The organism is Streptomyces sp. BR1 (assembly GCF_052373795.1).
In the GTDB taxonomy this organism is placed as follows: domain Bacteria; phylum Actinomycetota; class Actinomycetes; order Streptomycetales; family Streptomycetaceae; genus Streptomyces.
The window spans coordinates 4946935-4964452 of sequence record NZ_CM126252.1 but is presented as its reverse complement, the minus strand read 5'-3'; the positions used below and the strand labels follow the sequence as shown (position 1 = coordinate 4964452).

The window sequence follows — 17518 nt, the reverse complement described above, 5'->3', positions numbered from 1 at the left end:
TGAGGTCAAGCCGCACTACGGTGGCCCCATGAGCGATGCGTATGCCGAGATCAACGGCCGTCCCGCCGACGCCGACACCCTCCGGATCCCCGCCCTGACCGGCAACTACGGCCACTTCAGCGCCATGCAGGTGCGCGGCGGCCGGGTGCGCGGGCTCGCGCTGCACCTGGCCCGGCTCGACGCCGCCACCCGCGAGATCTTCGGCCCCGGCCTCGACGGCGAGCGGGTGCGCACCCTGGTCCGCCAGGCCCTCAAGGCGTCCGGCGCCGAGGACGCCTCGACGCGCGTCTATGTATACGGGCCCGACGACGACCCGACCGTGATGGTGACCGTACGACCGCCGCAGGACCTCTCCCCGGAGCCGCAGCGGCTCCTGTCCGTCCCGTACGAGCGGCCCGCCGCCCATCTCAAGCACCTCGGCGGCTTCGGCCAGCTCTACTTCGGCAAGAAGGCCGTCCGCCAGGGCTATACGGATGCGCTGCTGACGGGTCCCGGCGGCGAGATCGCCGAGGGGTCGGTCACCAACATCGCGTTCTGGGACGGGAGTTCGGTGGTGTGGCCGGACCGGCCCTCGCTGCTCGGCATCACCATGGCGCTGGTCGAGGCGCGGCTGCCGCAGTACGGGACGCCGACCGTCCGGCGCCCGGTCACCCTGGACGGCCTCGGCGCGTACCGGGCGGCCTTCGTCACCAACTCGCAGGGCATCGCGCCGGTCGCCTGCATCGACGAGCACGGGTTCACGGTGGACGCCGAGCTGATGGAGACGGTGTGGCGGCTGTACGCGGAGGTCCCCTGGGACGAGATCTGAGGGCGATGCCCCCGGCCGGGCGAACGGGTGACGGGCTCACTCGTTCGCCCCCTGCCGGGGGGCGGCCGTCCGCGTGGGCCACTTACCTCGAAGGGAGAAGCACGGCACCCCGCTCCCCGGAGGACCCATGCGTACTGCCCGCCTGCTGACCGGTTCCGCGCTCGCGGCCGCCCTGCTGGGCCTCGGCGGCGCACCCGCGTACGCCAACAACGACTTCGGCGGCGGTGTGGAGGTCTTTCCCGCGACGGCCTCGCCGGGCACGACCGTGACCGTGAACACCACCGCGTGCGGCCGCGACGGCCACGCGACCGGGGACGCGCGGGCGGTCGGCGACGGGGAGTTCCACCTCAGCGTCTCCACCCACAAGGAAGTGCTCGCCGGTCAGTTCATGGTGCCCCACCACGCCAAGCCCGGGACCTTCGAGATCAGCGTGACCTGCGACAACGGCAAGTCCGCCCGGGGTGATCTGACGATCGCCCACGGCGGCGAGAGCGATCGTGGGGGCGAGCGCTTCGACCACTCGGAGCACGGCGAGCACGCCGAGCACAGCGAGCCCAAGGGCCATGTGAAGTCCGGCGTCGGCGGCAGCGTGATCTCCAACCGGACCGAGATCGCGGCCGGGGCGGCCGTGCTCGCGGTGGCCGCCGTCACCGGCGGACTGCTGCTGCGCCGCCGGGCGGGCGCTCCCGACCGCCGGAACTGACCGCCGGTGTCGGCGCAGTCGGCGGAGTCGGTACGGGCCGCCCAGGCCGCGCGGCGGCGCAACGGCTGGCTGATCGGTATCGCGGTGTGCGTCGGGGTGTGGCTGGTGCGCCAGGGCACGGAGGCGGCGCAGCCGCCGCAGCCGTCGCGCGCGGAGTCCTTCACGGGGTCGGTGGCCGGCTCGCCCCACGCGCGCGTAAGCGACGCCCAGACCGGTGGCGCGCTCGCGGGTGACGCGCTGGCGCCCTCCGAGCCCGTACGTATCCGGATTCCGGCGATCCGGGTAGACGCGCCGGTGCTGCCGCTCGGGCTCGCCGGGGACGGCAGTCTGGCCGTACCGCCGCCGGGCAAGTCGGACAGTGCCGGGTGGTACAAGGACGGCACGGCGCCGGGGGCCGTGGGGACCGCCGTGATGGCCGGGCATGTCGACGACGCGCGTGGGCCCGCTGTCTTCTATGCCCTTGGCGTGCTGAAGAAGGGCGCGCGGGTGGAGGTGGTCCGGCGGGATCGGGGTACGGCCGTGTTCACCGTCGACGCGGTGGAAGTGTTTGGGAATGACGGCTTCCCGAACCGGCGTGTGTACGGCGCGGTGGGCCGCCCTGAGCTGCGGGTGATCACCTGCGGTGGGGGCTTCAGTGAGGCGTCGGGGTACCGGGGGAACGTCGTGGTGTTCGCCCATCTCACCGGCGCGGGTCTTTGAGGCGCGGGAAGTAGCGGGAGGTCGGGGGCGGACCGTGCTGGGCTGGTCGCGCAGTTCCCCGCGCCCCTTAGGTGACCCGGAACCGTATCTGGCGGGCCTCACGCCTGCCCCCGCCTCCCCCTGAGCAGCCTCACCGGGCTCCCCCCACCCCGCTGAGCAGGCCGTTGCTCCCGGGAAACGGGGCAGATGCGGTCGGGAAACAGCCGCCGACCACGCTGATGGCATCACCAGCGGCCACCGTGCCCTGCTCACCCACGACGGAGGGTCCTGCCCATGACCACAGAACCCGGCCGCACGATCCTCGTCATCGGCCACGGCATGGTCGGCCAGCGCTTCCTCGAAGCCCTCGCCGACAACGGCGTCACCGCCTACGCACGCGTGGTGGTGCTCGGCGAGGAGCCCCGCGCGGCGTACGACCGGGTCCACCTCACCTCGTACTTCTCGGGCACCACACCCGATGAACTGTCCATGGTGGAAGAGGGGTTCATCGAGCGCCACGGCATCGAGCTGCTGCTCGACGACCCGGCGGAGCACATCGACCGGGCGGCGCGGACCGTCACCACGCGCGCGGGGCGCTCCTTCGCGTACGACGTCCTGGTGCTCGCCACCGGCTCGTACCCCTTCGTGCCGCCGGTCCCCGGCAAGGACCTCACCGGCTGTTTCGTGTACCGCACGATCGAGGACCTGCTGGCCATCGAGGCGTACGCGAAGACGGCGACGACCGGTGCGGTGGTGGGCGGCGGGCTGCTCGGCCTGGAGGCGGCGGGCGCGCTGAAGGGGCTCGGACTGACCACGCACATCGTGGAGTTCGCGCCCCGGCTGATGCCCGCGCAGGTCGACGACGGCGGCGGCGCGGCGCTGCTGCGCACCATCGAGAACATGGGCCTGACCGTTCACACGGGCGTCGGCACCCAGGAGGTCACCGGTGAGGGCGCCGTCGACGGCATGCTGCTCTCCGACGGCTCGCGCCTCGACACGGACCTGGTCGTCTTCTCGGCCGGGGTGCGCCCCCGCGACCAGCTGGCCCGCGCGTGCGGTCTGCCGGTCGGCGAGCGCGGCGGCATCGTCGTCGACGAGCGCTGCCGCACCGAGGACCCGGCCGTCTTCGCGATCGGCGAGTGCGCGCTGACCAGCGACGGCAAGGTGTACGGCCTGGTCGCGCCCGGATACGAGATGGCGGTCACGGCCGCCGAGACGATCGCGGGCGGCCTGGAGAAGTCGTTCACCGGCGCCGACATGTCGACCAAGCTGAAGCTGCTCGGCGTGGACGTGGCCTCCTTCGGCGATGCGCACGGCGCCGCCGAGGGCAGCCTCGACGTCGTCTACACCGACGCGCGCTCGGGCATCTACAAGAAGCTCGTCGTCTCCCCCGACGGCACCCTGCTCGGCGGCGTCCTGGTGGGCGACGCCGAGATGTACGGCACGCTGCGCCCGCTCACCGGCCATATCCCGCCGATACCGGCCGAGCAGCTGGTCCTGCCGGCCGGACTCGGCGCCCCCGTCGCGCTCGGCCCGGAGGCACTGCCCGACGACGCGGTGATCTGCTCCTGCCACAACGTCACCAAGGGCGCGGTCACCCCGCTCTCCTCGCTGCCCGAGGTCAAGAAGTGCACCAGGGCCGGTACGGGCTGCGGCAGTTGTGTCAAGACCCTCGAAAAGCTGCTGCCGAAGACCGGCGACGGCGGCCTGTGCGACTGCTTCGCCAAGACCCGTCAGGAGCTGTACGAGATCGCGCTCGCGCTGCGCGTCACGTCGTACGAGGCACTGCTCGACGACCACGGCCGCGAGTCGGCCCGGGGCGGTGACGGGTGCGAGATCTGCAAGCCCGCGGTCGCCTCGATCCTGGCGAGCCTGGGCAACGGCCACATCCTCGACGGCGGCCAGGCCGCGCTCCAGGACACCAACGACCACTTCCTCGCCAACATCCAGCGCAACGGCTCGTACTCGATCGTGCCGCGCATCCCGGGCGGCGAGATCACCCCCGAGAAGCTGATCGTCATCGGCGAGGTCGCCCGCGACCACGGCCTCTACACGAAGATCACCGGCGGCCAGCGCATCGACCTGTTCGGCGCCCGGGTCGACCAACTCCCGCAGATCTGGGCGAAGTTGGTGGCGGCGGGCTTCGAGTCCGGCCACGCGTACGGCAAGTCCCTGCGTACGGTGAAGTCCTGCGTCGGCCAGGCCTGGTGCCGCTACGGCGTGCAGGACTCGGTGAAGATGGCGATCCAGCTGGAGCTGCGCTACCGGGGTCTGCGCTCCCCGCACAAGCTGAAGTCGGCGGTGTCGGGCTGCGCGCGCGAGTGCGCGGAGGCCCAGTCCAAGGACTTCGGTGTGATCGCGACGGCCAACGGCTGGAACCTGTACGTGGGCGGCAACGGCGGCGCGACCCCGCGCCACGCGGACCTGCTGGCCCAGGACCTCTCGGACGCCGAACTGGTCCGCCTCATCGACCGGTTCCTGATGTTCTACATCCGCACCGCCGACCGCCTGGAGCGCACCTCGGTGTGGCTGGAGCGGATCGAGGGCGGCCTCAAGCACGTCAAGGACGTGGTGGTGCACGACTCCCTCGGCATCTGCGACGAGCTGGAGGCGCTGATGGCCACCCATGTCGACGACTACCGCGACGAGTGGGCCGAGACGATCGAGGACCCCGAGCGCCTGGCCCGCTTCGTCTCCTTCGTCAACGCGCCCGGCACCCCCGACCCCACGGTCCGGTTCGTGCCGGAGCGCGGTCAGATCAAGCCCGAACTGCCCTTGCTGACCCTGGAGGTGGCGGCGCGATGACCGAAATGACCGAAGCGGAGACCCTTGTTCAGGACAACAGTGTCCGAGTCCTGCTGGACGACGGCTGGTTCGAGGTGTGCGAGCGTACGCGTCTGATCCCCGGCCGGGGTGTCGCCGTACTGCTGCCGGACGGCCGGCAGGCCGCGGTCTTCACCGACCGCGCGGGCCGCACGTACGCCGTCGACAACCGCGACCCGTTCACCGGCGCGTACGTCCTCTCGCGCGGCCTGCTCGGCCTGACTCCGGACGGCCGTCCTTACGTGGCGTCCCCTCTCCTGAAGCAGCGCTTCGACCTGGAGACGGGTGCGTGTCTGGACGACGACGAGGTGTCGATCCAGGCTTACTTGACCGATCGTTCTCAATAGCCGTACGGTCACTGTGTGGCCAGGACCAAGGAATTCGATCCGGACGCCGCGCTCCAGGCAGCCCTTGAGCTGTTCTGGCGGCGCGGCTACGAGGCGACGTCGATGGCGGACCTCGTCGAACACCTCGGTATCGGCCGCGCCAGCATCTACGCGACCTTCGGCAACAAGCACGAGCTGTATCTGAAGGCGCTCGACCGCTACGGCGAGACCGTGGGCGAGGTCCTGGTCCACGAGCTGTCCGGCCCCGGCTCCGCGCTGGACGCCGTACGGGGCGTGGTGCGCCGGTTCGCGGCCGAGTCGACGGCTCGTGCGACCCGACTGAACGGCTGTTTCGCCACCAACACCGCGACCGAGATCGCACCGCACGACGCGGCCGCGGCCCGCCGGGTGGAGCAGGACTGGGAGCGCGTCGAGACCCTGCTGCACTCGGCGCTCGTCCGCGCCCAGGCGCAGGGCGAACTGCCCGGGGACCGCGATCCGCGCGCGCTGGCCCGTATGTTCCTGGTGCTCATGCAGGGCATGCGGGTCGTCGGCAAGGCGTGCGGCGACCCGGCCAGGGTGCGGGACGCGGCGGAGGCCGCGCTGACGCTGTTGGACTGACGCACACGGCGACCGAGTGTCGTCGCTTGTTTCTTACCCTTATAACAGAACGATTGGTCAAGAAAAAATGCCTACTGGCCTTCGCTTCACCGACAAGACCGTCCTCGTCACCGGCGCGGGCTCCGGGATCGGCCGGACCGTGGCGCTGGCGTTCGCCGCCGAGGGGGCCCGGGTGGCCGTCGCCGGACGGACGACGGCCTCGCTCGACGAGACCGTGGCACTGATAGAGCAGGCGGGCGGGACGGCTGCCGCGTTCACGGCGGACGTGTCCCGCGAGGACGAGATGCGCGGCCTGGTGGCGGCCACCGTCGACCGCTTCGGCTCCCTCGACGTGGCGGTCAACAACGCCGGGGTGCTGCGCGGCCGCAACGGCACGCCGATGGGCGACGTGGCCGTCGCCGACTGGCAGGCCATGCTCGACATCAACCTCACCGGCGTCTTCCTGGCCCTCCAGGCCGAGATCGCCCAGATGCGCACCCAGGAGAGCGGCGGCGCCATCGTCAACATCGGCTCCAACCTCGGTGCCCACAAGCGCATCCCGGGCGCGGCCGGCTACCAGGCCACCAAGGCCGCCGTCTCCGCGCTGACCAGGGCCGCCGCCCTCGACCACATCCGGGACGGCGTCCGTATCAACGCGGTCAGCCCCGGCGCCTCCGCCACCACGATGTCGATGCGGCCCGGCGAGACGGAGGAGGAGCGCGCGGAGCGTATGAAGGGGGCCTCGCCGCTCGGCCGGGTCTCGGCGACCGCCGAGATCGCGGCGGCCGTCCTCTACCTGGCCTCGGACGACGCGGCGTCGGCGGTCGGCACGGATCTGGTGATCGACGGCGGCGCGTCCGCCTGACCCCATGGGGCCCCTGCGCTCCAGACCTACCGGACGGTACGGTGGCCGCATGACTCAGGGCTGGAGCGCGAGGGACATCCCCGACCAGAGCGGCCGCACGGCCGTCGTCACCGGGGCCAACAGCGGCATCGGACTCGTCACGGCACGCGAGCTGGCCCGCAAGGGCGCACATGTGGTCCTCGCGTGCCGCAGCGAGGCGCGCGGCAAGGAGGCGGTGGCGCTGATCCACCGTCAGGTATACGGCGCGGACGTGGAGTTCAGGCCGCTGGACCTGGCGGACCTGTCGTCGGTACGGGCGTTCGCGGAAACGTATCCGCATGAGCGTCTGGACCTGCTGATCAACAACGCGGGTGTGATGGCGCTGCCGTACGGGAAGACGGCGGACGGCTTCGAGCGGCAGTTCGGCGTCAACCACCTGGGCCACTTCGCCCTGACGGGCCTGCTCCTGCCGAAGCTGCGCGCGGCGCCGTCGGCGCGGGTGGTCTCGGTCTCCAGCGGCCTGCACGCCCTGTCCAACGTGGACCTGACCGACCTCAACAGCGAGCGCGGCTACCGCCGTTGGATGGCGTACGCCCGCTCGAAGTCGGCGAACCTCCTCTTCATCCACGAGTTGGCGCGGCAGCTGCGATCGGCGGGCTCCGATGTGGTCGCGGCCGCCGCGCACCCCGGCTACGCGGCGACCAACCTCCAGACGGCGGGCGCCCGCATGGAGGGCCGCCGCCTGGCAGAACGCATAGCGGAACTGGGCAACCGAGTCCTGGCCCAGCCGGCCGAGTCGGGCGCCCTCCCCACCCTGTACGCGGCCACGGCCCCGTCGGTCCGCCCTGACTCCTTCACAGGCCCCCGATTCCAGGGCTGGCGCGGCGCCCCCACGAGGTCGACCCGAGCGAAGTGGACGCTGAACGACACGACGTCCGAGCGGTTGTGGGTCGCTTCTGAGGGGCTTACGGGGGTGCGGTACGGGTTGTAAGGGCGTGCGATTTCCCCCACCCCGCCCCTTCCCGAAAGCTCTGGGCGAGCGGCCTGGTTCTTTGTCCGCGGGCCGGTGGGGGCTTGTCGCGCAGTTCCCCGCGCCCCTAAATACCTAGGGGCGCGGGGAACTGCGCGAGCAACCCAGCACGATCCGCAGACAAACGGGATCCGGGGGCGCCGCCCCGGGAGGCTCTTCCACTCCCCTCCTCCACCCCCACCCACCCCCGGAGGGTTAAGGGAAGGGGCGGGGTGGGGGCGTCAAAGGTTCGTATGGATGGCCGTCCCGCCCGCCAAGGCCCCGACAAGAGAGGCCGCATCCCGCCGGGGCGACCGCACGCTGAACAGCATGCTGATCAAGTCGTCGATCCGGGCCGCCGACCCCGCGGCCGAGGAACCCCCCGGGGCAGCCGGGATCCCCGGGGCATCCGGCGCCGCGCCCACCGCCACACCCGGCCTCCCCGTCGCCCCCGGCGGCGCCCCCGACCGCCACCGCCTCACCGCGACCCAGGGCCTCGCCGCGCTCTCGCTCGATGCCATGGCCTCCGTGGCATACGGGCCCGAGGCCATCGTGCTCGTGCTGGCGGCCGCCGGGTCGTACGGGCTCGGGTTCACGCTCCCCGTCACCGTCGCCATCGCGACGCTGCTCGCCGTGCTCGTCGCCTCGTACCGCCAGGTCATCGCCGCGTTCCCGAACGGCGGCGGCTCGTACGCGGTGGCCCGCGCCCACCTCGGCCCGCGCACCGGCCTCGTCGCGGCGGCCTCGCTGATCCTCGACTACGTACTGAACGTCGCCGTCTCCGTCACCGCCGGCGTCGCCGCGCTGACCTCGGCGTTCCCCGGTCTCTATGACCAACGAGTCGTCATCTGCCTCGGCGTACTCGTCCTGGTCACCGCGGTGAACCTGCGCGGCATCGTCGAGTCGGCGAAGGCGTTCATCGTGCCGACGGCCGTCTTCATCGGCGCGATCATGGCGATCGTCGTCGTGGGGCTCTTCCGTGGCGCACCCGTCTCCACCGCGACCGCCGACGGCCACGCGTCCGTGCTCGCCGGGAACGCCACCAGCGTCGGCGCGCTGCTGCTGCTCAAGGCGTTCGCGTCGGGCTGTTCGGCGCTGACCGGCGTGGAGGCCGTCGCCAACGCCGTGCCCTCGTTCCGCGCCCCGGCCGCCAAGCGCGCCCAGCGCACCGAGGTGGCGCTCGGCGCGCTCCTCGGCGTGATGCTCATCGGGCTTTCCGTACTCATCGGCCGCTTCCACCTCCAGCCGGTCGAGGGCGTCACCGTCCTCGCCCAGCTCGCGGACGCATCGCTCGGCCACAACTGGGCTTTCTACGTCGTGCAGTTCGCCACCGTCGTCCTGCTCGCGCTCGCCGCGAACACCTCCTTCGGCGGGCTCCCCGTCCTCATGTCGCTGCTCGCCCGCGACAACTACCTGCCGCACGTCTTCGGCCTGAAGGCCGACCGCCAGGTCCACCGCCACGGCGTCCTCGCGCTCGCCACCGTCTCGGGCGCGCTCCTGATCTTCTCGGGCGGCGACACCAACACCCTCGTACCGCTCTTCGCGATCGGTGTCTTCGTCGGCTTCACCATCTGCCAGACCGGCATGGTGCTGCACTGGCGGCGCGAGCGCTCGCCGCGCTGGCGCGCGAAGGCGCTGCTCAACGGCTTCGGCGCGCTGCTCACCGGCGTCTCGGCCATCGTCGTCACCGCGACCAAGTTCACCGAGGGCGCCTGGATGGTGGTCATCGCCCTGCCGCTGCTGGTGCTCGCCTTCGAGGCGGTCCACCGGGCGTACGGCAGGATCAGCGAGCGCATCGGGCTCGGCCGCGTCCCCGAACCGCCGCACCGCGACCGCTCGCTGGTGATCGTGCCCGTATCGCATCTGTCCCGGCTGACCGGCGAGGCGCTGAACGCCGCCGTGTCCCTGGGCGACGAGGTACGGGCCGTCACCGTCACCCACCCCGACGAGGAGGACCGGCGGGAGACCGAGGCGCTGCGCCGCGACTGGCAGGCGTGGAACCCGGGCGTGGAGCTGGTCGAACTGCACTCGCCGCACCGCACGGTGGGCCGCCCGGTCGCCGCGTACGTCGACCGCGTCCACCGCTACCACCCGAACACCCGGGTCACCGTCCTGATACCGGAGGTCGAGCCCGCCCACATCTGGCAGCGGCTGCTCCAGAACCAGCGCGGCGCCGTCCTCGCGCACGCGGTGCGACGGGACACGGACGCGGTGATCTGCCGACTGCGGTTCCGGCTCTGAGACCCGCCCTCGCACGCGCCGCCAACGGCCTTCCCGGGAGCGGCCGTTTCCGGCCACCCCCGGAACCGGGCACTACATCGTCGCCGGGGCGGAACGTTCCGCCATCACCGGCTGACCGCCCCGCAGCAGCGCCGTCCCCAGCGGGGTCAGCGTGTGCAGCACCGCGCTGCCGTGCCGCAGCGTCACCAGCAGGCCCGCCTCCCGCAGGACGCCGGCGTGCTGGCTGGCGGAGGCGAGCGACACCCCGGCCCGGCGGGCCAGTTCGCTGGTGGTCGCGCCGTGGCCGATCGACTGGAGCACCGCCGACCTGGTGTGCCCCACCAGCCGCCCGAGCGACGGGGTCGTTCCCGAAGTCCGCTCGTACGGCGTGTGGGTGTGCGTGACCGGGTAGACCAGGACGGGCGGCAGCAGCGGGTCCTGCAGCGCCACCGGTGTACGGCGGCAGAAGAAGGACGGCTGGAGCAGCAGTCCGCGGCCCTCCAGGTACAGGTCACGGTCGACCGGGTAGTCCGCCTCCAGGACCGGCGCGCGCCAGCGCATCATCGGCGGGAGCGAGGCGAGCAGTTCGTCCGCCCCGCCGTCCAGGAGCGCACGGCCCCTGGCTCCCCGGTCGGCGTCGACGCGGGCCTGGATGTGCGGCCAGTACGGCGAGATGGCGGCCCGGTGGTAGCCGCGCAGCGCGCCGAGGAGACGGTCCATCGGCTCGGCGCGGCCGTCGGCGAGCGCCCGCAGCCAGCCCGGCAGCCCCCGGGGCCCTGCGACCCGGGTGAGCTCGTCCTGCAGCCGGTCCGGCCCGGTCTCGCGCACGACCTCCAGCGCTGACTCCAGGGTGTGCGGCCCTTCGGCGGGCGTGAGAAAGTCGGGAAAATAGCCGCGGCCCGGCACCACTGCGGAGAGCAGACGCGTTTCACCGTTCAACCGGGTACGCGTTTCCGTTCGCCATTCACCGAAGACTAGGGCGCCCCGACGGTCTCTTAATCGATGAAAGCTGAGAATCGTTTCCCACAGCGCGTCCGGACCGGGCGCCATGCGCACCCGGGCCAGGTCCACGCCAGTGAAATGAATACGCAGCACCGAATCTCCACCTGTCTCGAATGTTGCAACGTGTTGCATTGTGTTGCATCCGCAATCGTCCCGCCCCTGAGTATGCCTACCGTCACAGGCCGTGACCACCGGCCTTTCAGCCACACTTGAAAGGCATCGCGAGCAGCCCGTGCGTACCGAAAAGCTGTACGTCGTCGGGCACGACACCGGGCCAACCGGAAAGACGTTGTGAGGACCGTGGGGGGCTTTGCTTCGTCTGGCGGCGGTCGGCATGGTGGCGGCTCCGTGCCCGGCGGGGATGACAGAGTGCGGTTCGCGGATGGGGATCCGTGAACCGCACTCTGCTTTTACGGCAACGGGCTCATGAAATGTCCGTGCTTCAACAGGAATTAAGCGGCCGCACACTCGGGGAACATCGGGTCATCGCCCAAATCGCTTGTGAACAGGCGGAAGGGGCGGCACCCCCGCACAGGGTGCCGCCCCTTCCATGTGTTCCGAAGCCGCCGTCGGATCGGTGTTGAGGGTCGGGGACCCGACGGCGGCTCCGGGGCTTATCGCGAGTCGCTGCCCTTCGACTCGGCGGCCGCGCGGCCCGCTTCGAGGCGCGCGACGGGGATGCGGAACGGGGAGCAGGAGACGTAGTCCAGGCCCACCTCGTGGAAGAAGTGCACCGACTCCGGGTCGCCGCCGTGCTCGCCGCAGACGCCCAGCTTCAGGTCGGGGCGGGTGGCCCGGCCGGCCTGCACGGCGGACCGCACCAGCGAGCCGACGCCGTCCTTGTCGATGGTCTCGAACGGCGAGACCCCGAAGATGCCCTTCTCCAGGTACGCGGTGAAGAAGCTCGCCTCCACGTCGTCCCGCGAGAAGCCCCAGACCGTCTGGGTGAGGTCGTTGGTGCCGAAGCTGAAGAACTGGGCGGCCTCGGCGATCTGACCCGCCGTCAGGGCGGCGCGCGGCAGCTCGATCATCGTGCCGATGGTCAGCTTGAGGTCGGTGCCGGTGGCGGCCTCGACCTCGGCGATGACCCGGTCGGCCTCCTCACGGACGATCTCCAGCTCCTGGACGGTGCCGACCAGCGGAATCATGATCTCCGCACGCGGGTCGCCCTTGGCGTTGCGGCGCTCGGCCGCGGCCTCGGCGATCGCCCGCACCTGCATGGCGAACAGACCGGGGATGACCAGGCCGAGGCGGACGCCCCGAAGACCCAGCATCGGGTTCTGCTCGTGCAGCTTGTGGACGGCCTGGAGCAGACGCAGGTCGTTCTCGTTGGCGTCCTTGCGGGACTCGGCGAGCGCGACGCGGACCGACAGCTCGGTGATGTCGGGCAGGAACTCGTGCAGCGGCGGGTCCAGGAGCCGCACGGTGACCGGCAGCCCGTCCATCGCCTCGAAGAGCTCGACGAAGTCCTTCTTCTGGAGCGGCAGCAGGGCACTGAGTGCCACCTCGCGCTCCTCGTCGGTGTCGGCCAGGATCAGCCGCTCGACCATCTCGCGCCGCTCACCGAGGAACATGTGCTCGGTGCGGCACAGGCCGATGCCCTGGGCGCCGAACCGCCGCGCCCGCAGGGCGTCCTCGGCGTTGTCGGCGTTGGCCCGTACGCGCAGGCGGCGTACTCGGTCCGCGTACGCCATGATCCGGTGCACGGCCGCGACCAGCTCGTCGGCATCGTCGGCGCCCGCGTGCATCCGGCCCTCGAAGTACTCGACGACCGGGGACGGGACGACCGGGACCTCACCGAGGTAGACCTTGCCGGTGGAGCCGTCGACGGAGACCAGGTCGCCCTCTTCGATGACGGCGCCGGACTGCGTCGTCATACGGCGGCGCTTGGTGTCGACCTCCAGCTCCTCGGCGCCGCAGACACAGGTCTTGCCCATGCCGCGCGCCACGACCGCGGCGTGCGAGGTCTTGCCGCCGCGCGAGGTCAGGATGCCCTCGGAGGCGATCATGCCGTCGAGGTCGTCGGGGTTGGTCTCGCGGCGGATCAGGATGACCTTCTCGCCCGAGCGCGACCACTTGACGGCGGTGTACGAGTCGAAGACCGCCTTGCCGACGGCGGCACCGGGCGAGGCCGCGATACCCCGGCCGATGAGCTCGGTCTTGGCGTCCTCGTCGAAGCGCGGGAACATCAGCTGGGCGAGCTGGGCGCCGTTGACGCGCTGGAGTGCCTCGGCCTCGTCGATCAGGCCCTGGTCCACGAGCTGGGTGGCGATCCGGAAGGCGGCACCGGCGGTGCGCTTGCCGACCCGGGTCTGGAGCATCCACAGCTGGCCGCGCTCGATGGTGAACTCGATGTCGCAGAGATCCTTGTAGTGGGTCTCCAGGGTCTCCATGATCTGCATGAGCTGGTCGTACGACTTCTTGTCGATGCCCTCCAGCTCGGCCAGCGGCACGGTGTTGCGGATGCCCGCGACCACGTCCTCGCCCTGGGCGTTCTGCAGGTAGTCGCCGTAGACGCCCTGGTGGCCGGAGGCCGGGTCACGGGTGAAGGCGACGCCGGTGCCCGAGTCGGGGCCGAGGTTGCCGAAGACCATCGAGCAGATGTTGACCGCGGTGCCGAGGTCGCCGGGGATGCGCTCCTGGCGGCGGTAGAGCTTGGCGCGGTCGCCGTTCCACGACTCGAAGACCGCCTTGACGGCGAGGTCCATCTGCTCGCGGGCGTCCTGCGGGAAGTCGCGTCCGGCCTCGGCCTTGACGACCTTCTTGAAGTGCTTGACCAGCTTCTTCAGGTCGGCGGCGTCGAGGTCGGTGTCGACGGTGACCTTCTTGGCGGCCTTGGCCTCGTCGAGGGCGTCCTCGAAGAGCTCGCCGTCGACGCCCAGCACGGTCTTGCCGAACATCTGGATGAGGCGGCGGTAGGAGTCCCAGGCGAATCGCTCGTCGCCGGACTGCTTGGCCAGGCCCGTCACCGAGGCGTCGGAGAGGCCGATGTTGAGGACGGTGTCCATCATGCCGGGCATCGAGAACTTGGCGCCCGAGCGCACCGAGACCAGCAGCGGGTCGTCGGCCTGGCCGAGCTTCTTGCCCATCGTGGCCTCAAGGGCGTCGAGGTGGGCACTCACCTCGTCGCGCAGCGCGGCCGGCTCCTCGCCGCTGTCGAGGTAGACCTTGCACGCCTCGGTGGTGATGGTGAAGCCGGGAGGCACCGGCAGGCCGAGGTTGGTCATCTCGGCGAGGTTCGCGCCCTTCCCGCCGAGCAGGTCCTTGAGGTCCCTGTTCCCCTCGGTGAAGTCGTAGACGAACTTCTGGCTGTGCTGGAGGTCTTTGTCTTCCGACACGGGTCTCGACTCCTCGACGACTCGTTGGCTGCCCTGACGGCGAGGAACATACCCAGATCGAAGGTGTCTGGGTACGTCCACTTGCGCGTCATACGGCTTTAACCACTCGTCCGCCAGCAGATCGAAAGTAACTGGGAGGTAACCCGGGCGATCACCATTGCTTCACTCCCTGAAGGCGAAAGCGCTGGAACAGGCATCATTCCGCTCACCTGAGCGGCATTTTCTGCATCTGAGTTCACTTCTTGAACACAGAAGGGGTGGCACTCAGTGCCACCCCTTCTAGAGGTGCAGCCGCCTCAAAAGTGCTCATCTGAGCGCAACCCCTATCAGGGGTGGCGAGAATCACGCCGCCGAGAGGGCCGGAATTCCACGATCCGGACCGCGGATCACGCCATCACAAGACAGCGGGCCGCGAATATCGCGACCCGCTTTCGCCCTGCTGTCGACCGATTCGTACCGGTTCAGCCGCCGGAGGTGTCCAGCTCGGCGTCCGCGCTCACGCCCGAGCAGTCGTACGGGTCCTTGAGCCAGCCGTCCGGCAGGACGACGCGGTTGTTGCCCGAGGTGCGCCCGCGCGGGCCGTCGGCGCCGTCCGGCCACGACTGGTCCAGATCGAGCTCGCTCAACTGAGCGCTCAGCTCGTCCAGCGACGAGGTGATCGCGAGGCTCTTGCGCATCTCCGAGCCGACCGCGAAGCCCTTGAGGTACCAGGCCACGTGCTTGCGGAAGTCGATGACCCCGCGCGACTCGTCGCCGATCCACTCGCCGAGCAGCGTCGCGTGCCGCACCATCACGTCGGCGACCGTGCGCAGGGTGGGGCGCGCGTAGGAGTCCGTACCCTCGAAGGCGGCCACCAGGTCGCCGAAGAGCCAGGGGCGGCCGAGGCAGCCGCGCCCGACGACGACACCGTCGCAGCCGGTCTCCTTCATCATCCGCAGCGCGTCCTCGGCGGACCAGATGTCGCCGTTGCCGAGCACCGGGATCTCCGGGACGTGCTCCTTCAGGCGCGCGATGGCGTCCCAGTCGGCGGTGCCGCCGTAGTGCTGGGCGGCGGTGCGGCCGTGCAGCGCGATCGCGGTGACGCCCTCCTCGACGGCGATCCGCCCGGCGTCCAGATACGTGATGTGGTCGTCGTCGATGCCCTTGCGCATCTTCATCGTGACCGGCAGGTCCCCCGCGTTGGAGACGGCCTCGTTGAGGATCGCGCGCAGCAGCGGCCGCTTGTACGGGAGCGCCGAGCCGCCGCCCTTGCGGGTCACCTTGGGCACCGGGCAGCCGAAGTTCAGGTCGATGTGGTCGGCCAGGTCCTCGTCGACGATCATCCGGACCGCCTTGCCGACGGTGACCGGGTCGACGCCGTACAGCTGGATCGAGCGAGGCGTCTCGGTCTCGTCGAAGTGGATCAGCTGCATGGTCTTCTCGTTGCGCTCGACCAGCGCCCGCGTCGTGATCATCTCGCTCACGAACAGCCCCTTGCCGCCGCTGAACTCACGGCAGAGGGTACGGAACGGGGCATTGGTGATGCCGGCCATGGGCGCCAGCACCACGGGAGGCTGCACGGCATGCGGGCCGATGTTGAGCGTGGTCATCCAGCCATTGTCGCGCATCCCCGCGTTAATTAGTTAGCCGTACTACATGGACCAGGTCGTTAGTTAGGCGTACTATCTAGAGATGCCCGATCTCAGTCCCCGCCGCCGCATACTCGTGCTCGCGATCTGCTGCATGAGTCTGCTCATCGTCGGCCTCGACAACACGATCCTGAACGTGGCGCTGCCCACCATGCAGCGCGAACTGCATACCTCCGTCTCCGGGATGCAGTGGACGATCGACGCGTACACCCTCGTCCTCGCCTCCCTGCTGATGCTCGCGGGCTCGACCGCCGACCGCATCGGCCGCCGCCGGGTCTTCATGGCGGGCCTGGTGATCTTCACCCTCGGCTCGCTGCTCTGCTCGCTCGCCCCGAACCTGGCCTCCCTGGTCGCCTTCCGCACCATCCAGGCGGTCGGCGGCTCGATGCTCAACCCGGTGGCGATGTCGATCATCACCAACACCTTCACCGACCCGCGCGAACGCGCCCGCGCCATCGGCGTCTGGAGCGGCGTCGTCGGGATCTCCATGGCCGCGGGCCCGATCATCGGCGGCCTCCTTGTCGACTCGGTCGGCTGGCGCTCGATCTTCTGGATCAACCTTCCGGTCGGCCTGGCCGCGCTCCTGCTGACCTGGCGTTACGTACCGGAGTCCCGCGCGGAACGCCCGCGCCGCCCCGACCCCGTCGGTCAGCTCCTGGTCATCGCGCTGCTCGGCTCGCTCACGTACGCGATCATCGAGGCGCCCAGCTCGGGCTGGACCTCGGCACAGATCCTGCTCTGCGCGGCGATCGCCGCCGGCGCGCTCACCGGGCTCCTGCGCTATGAGCCCCGGCGCCAGGATCCCCTCATCGACCTGCGGTTCTTCCGCAGCACACCGTTCAGCGGCGCCACCGTCATCGCGGTCTCCGCCTTCGCCGCGCTCGGCGGCTTCCTCTTCGTCAACACGCTCTATCTGCAGAACGTACGGGGCCTGGACGCGCTGCACGCAGGGCTCTACATGGTGCCGATGGCGGCCGTGACCCTCGTCGTGGCACCGCTGTCCGGACGCCTCGTCGCCGCCCGGGGGCCACGGCCTTCGCTGCTGATCGCCGGGGTCACGATGGCCGCGAGCGGGCTGCTGTTCGCCGCGTTCGACGGTCAGTCCTCGACGGGACTGCTCTTCACCGGATACGTCCTGTTCGGCCTCGGCTTCGGCATGGTCAACTCCCCCATCACCAACACCGCGGTCTCCGGAATGCCCCGCGCCCAGGCGGGCGTGGCCGCCGCCGTCGCCTCCACCAGCCGCCAGACCGGGCAGACGCTGGGCGTCGCGGTCATCGGCGCGGTGCTCGCGGGCGGCCTCGCGGGCACGGCGGCCCCGGGCGCGTACGCCGCCGCCTTCCCGGACGCCGCCCGCCCCGCCTGGTGGATCATCACCGGCTGCGGTCTCGCCGTACTCCTGATGGGAGCCGCGACCAGCGGCCGCCGCGCCCGCGAGTCCGCGCGCCGGACGGCCGAGCGGCTGGAGCTGGCGAGCTCGGCGGCGTAACGCCTTAGGAAGGTGGCAGCCACCACGCGCGCGTAGCGGCTCTTTCGGCC

The 17518-nt window shown here is 70.8% G+C and carries 13 protein-coding genes; 10 read left to right on the top strand and 3 right to left on the bottom strand.

The features are described 5' to 3' along the window. Positions 1-28 precede the first annotated feature (28 nt). From ACT1U9_RS21510 to ACT1U9_RS21470, 9 genes are all read left to right on the top strand, one after another. Positions 29-808 carry an aminotransferase class IV family protein gene (locus tag ACT1U9_RS21510; protein ID WP_444534307.1) on the top strand — a complete coding sequence of 260 codons (780 nt, stop codon included), beginning with the start codon at positions 29-31 and terminating at the stop codon, positions 806-808. 127 nt (positions 809-935) lie between these two features. Next, positions 936-1511, top strand: a complete 576-nt coding sequence (locus ACT1U9_RS21505) for a hypothetical protein (RefSeq protein ID WP_444534306.1) — start codon at positions 936-938, stop codon at positions 1509-1511. Between the two features lie 6 nt (positions 1512-1517). After that, complete coding sequence (locus ACT1U9_RS21500) at positions 1518-2210, top strand: class F sortase (RefSeq protein ID WP_444534305.1); 693 nt, start codon at positions 1518-1520, stop codon at positions 2208-2210. Positions 2211-2483: 273 nt separating this feature from the next. After that, positions 2484-4994: a nitrite reductase large subunit NirB gene (gene nirB / locus ACT1U9_RS21495; protein ID WP_444534304.1), complete on the top strand. Its 2511-nt coding sequence runs from the start codon at positions 2484-2486 to the stop codon at positions 4992-4994. A 5-nt stretch (positions 4995-4999) separates the two neighbouring features. Next, positions 5000-5359 carry a nitrite reductase small subunit NirD gene (gene nirD, locus ACT1U9_RS21490; RefSeq protein ID WP_444539211.1) on the top strand — a complete coding sequence of 120 codons (360 nt, stop codon included), beginning with the start codon at positions 5000-5002 and terminating at the stop codon, positions 5357-5359. Positions 5360-5374: 15 nt separating this feature from the next. Next, positions 5375-5959, top strand: coding sequence for a TetR/AcrR family transcriptional regulator (locus ACT1U9_RS21485; RefSeq protein ID WP_444534303.1), 585 nt, complete (start codon positions 5375-5377; stop codon positions 5957-5959). A 67-nt stretch (positions 5960-6026) separates the two neighbouring features. Further along, a complete protein-coding gene (locus ACT1U9_RS21480; protein WP_444534302.1) occupies positions 6027-6803 on the top strand; it encodes an SDR family NAD(P)-dependent oxidoreductase in 777 nt (258 codons plus the stop codon). A gap of 49 nt (positions 6804-6852) precedes the next feature. Then, positions 6853-7773 carry an oxidoreductase gene (locus ACT1U9_RS21475; RefSeq protein ID WP_444534301.1) on the top strand — a complete coding sequence of 307 codons (921 nt, stop codon included), beginning with the start codon at positions 6853-6855 and terminating at the stop codon, positions 7771-7773. 348 nt (positions 7774-8121) lie between these two features. Continuing rightward, the gene (locus ACT1U9_RS21470; RefSeq protein WP_444539210.1) at positions 8122-10032 is read left to right on the top strand and encodes an APC family permease; all 1911 of its coding nucleotides are present in this window, start codon (positions 8122-8124) and stop codon (positions 10030-10032) included. 72 nt (positions 10033-10104) lie between these two features. On the opposite strand, the gene ACT1U9_RS21465 is transcribed toward ACT1U9_RS21470, so the two are convergent. From ACT1U9_RS21465 to dusB, 3 genes are all read right to left on the bottom strand, one after another. Then, a complete protein-coding gene (locus ACT1U9_RS21465) occupies positions 10105-11106 on the bottom strand; it encodes an ArsR/SmtB family transcription factor (protein ID WP_444534300.1) in 1002 nt (333 codons plus the stop codon). Positions 11107-11627: 521 nt separating this feature from the next. Next, positions 11628-14351, bottom strand: coding sequence for a pyruvate, phosphate dikinase (gene ppdK, locus ACT1U9_RS21460; protein WP_444534299.1), 2724 nt, complete (start codon positions 14349-14351; stop codon positions 11628-11630). Between the two features lie 461 nt (positions 14352-14812). Continuing rightward, positions 14813-15958, bottom strand: coding sequence for a tRNA dihydrouridine synthase DusB (gene dusB, locus ACT1U9_RS21455; protein ID WP_444534298.1), 1146 nt, complete (start codon positions 15956-15958; stop codon positions 14813-14815). A 64-nt stretch (positions 15959-16022) separates the two neighbouring features. Here dusB and ACT1U9_RS21450 point away from each other — a divergent pair, with 64 nt between their 5' ends. Then, a complete protein-coding gene (locus ACT1U9_RS21450) occupies positions 16023-17468 on the top strand; it encodes an MFS transporter (protein ID WP_444534297.1) in 1446 nt (481 codons plus the stop codon). Positions 17469-17518: the final 50 nt, after the last annotated feature.